This window comes from Streptomyces sp. NPDC051913 (assembly GCF_044593635.1).
Classification (GTDB): Bacteria; Actinomycetota; Actinomycetes; order Streptomycetales; family Streptomycetaceae; genus Streptomyces.
Map to the genome: position 1 here is coordinate 1,541 of NZ_JBIUCI010000047.1, position 1,760 is coordinate 3,300.

A 1,760-nucleotide genomic window follows, 5' to 3' on the forward strand; every position below is an offset into this window, starting at 1 on the left:
CCGTCCTACACCCTTACCCCGGGACAACCACCGCCCGGGATGGACTACCTTCCTGCGTCACCCCATCACTCACCTACTGCAAGTCTGGTTCGGCGGCTCCACCACTCCCCTTTGCCCGAAGGCTCCGGGGCGGCTTCACGGCCTTAGCATCGCCTGGTTCGATGTTTGACGCTTCACAGCGGGTACCGGAATATCAACCGGTTATCCATCGACTACGCCTGTCGGCCTCGCCTTAGGTCCCGACTTACCCTGGGCAGATCAGCTTGACCCAGGAACCCTTAGTCAATCGGCGCACACGTTTCTCACGTGTGAATCGCTACTCATGCCTGCATTCTCACTCGTGAACCGTCCACCACTGCCTTCCGGCGCAGCTTCACCCGGCACACGACGCTCCCCTACCCATCACAACACCCGTTAGGGCTATATGCTGCAATGACACGACTTCGGCGGTACGCTTGAGCCCCGCTACATTGTCGGCGCGGAATCACTAGACCAGTGAGCTATTACGCACTCTTTCAAGGGTGGCTGCTTCTAAGCCAACCTCCTGGTTGTCTGTGCGACTCCACATCCTTTCCCACTTAGCGTACGCTTAGGGGCCTTAGTCGATGCTCTGGGCTGTTTCCCTCTCGACCATGGAGCTTATCCCCCACAGTCTCACTGCCGCGCTCTCACTTACCGGCATTCGGAGTTTGGCTAAGGTCAGTAACCCGGTAGGGCCCATCGCCTATCCAGTGCTCTACCTCCGGCAAGAAACACACGACGCTGCACCTAAATGCATTTCGGGGAGAACCAGCTATCACGGAGTTTGATTGGCCTTTCACCCCTAACCACAGGTCATCCCCCAGGTTTTCAACCCTGGTGGGTTCGGTCCTCCACGAAGTCTTACCTCCGCTTCAACCTGCCCATGGCTAGATCACTCCGCTTCGGGTCTTGAGCGTGCTACTCCACCGCCCTATTCGGACTCGCTTTCGCTACGGCTTCCCCACACGGGTTAACCTCGCAACACACCGCAAACTCGCAGGCTCATTCTTCAAAAGGCACGCAGTCACGAGACACCAAGCAAGCTTGATGTCCGACGCTCCCACGGCTTGTAGGCACACGGTTTCAGGTACTATTTCACTCCGCTCCCGCGGTACTTTTCACCATTCCCTCACGGTACTATCCGCTATCGGTCACCAGGGAATATTTAGGCTTAGCGGGTGGTCCCGCCAGATTCACACGGGATTTCTCGGGCCCCGTGCTACTTGGGTGTCTCTCAAACGAGCCGTACAGATTTCGACTACGGGGGTCTTACCCTCTACGCCGGACCTTTCGCATGTCCTTCGCCTATCCATACGGTTTCTGACTCGTCCTGTCGCCGGCAGACGACAGAAGAGAGATCCCACAACCCCGCATGCGCAACCCCTGCCGGGTCTCACACGCATACGGTTTGGCCTCATCCGGTTTCGCTCGCCACTACTCCCGGAATCACGGTTGTTTTCTCTTCCTGCGGGTACTGAGATGTTTCACTTCCCCGCGTTCCCTCCACATACCCTATGTGTTCAGGTATGGGTGACAGCCCATGACGACTGCCGGGTTTCCCCATTCGGAAACCCCCGGATCAAAGCCTGGTTGACGACTCCCCGGGGACTATCGTGGCCTCCCACGTCCTTCATCGGTTCCTGGTGCCAAGGCATCCACCGTGCGCCCTTAAAAACTTGGCCACAGATGCTCGCGTCCACTGTGCAGTTCTCAAACAACGACCAGCCACCCATCACCCT

General features: G+C 57.8%; 1 rRNA gene (cut by a window edge). It reads right to left on the minus strand.

The features are described 5' to 3' along the window. Nucleotides 1-1,703: ribosomal RNA gene (locus tag ACIHIX_RS47845) — 23S ribosomal RNA — on the minus strand (it extends 1,494 nt beyond the left edge of the window). Nucleotides 1,704-1,760: the final 57 nt, after the last annotated feature.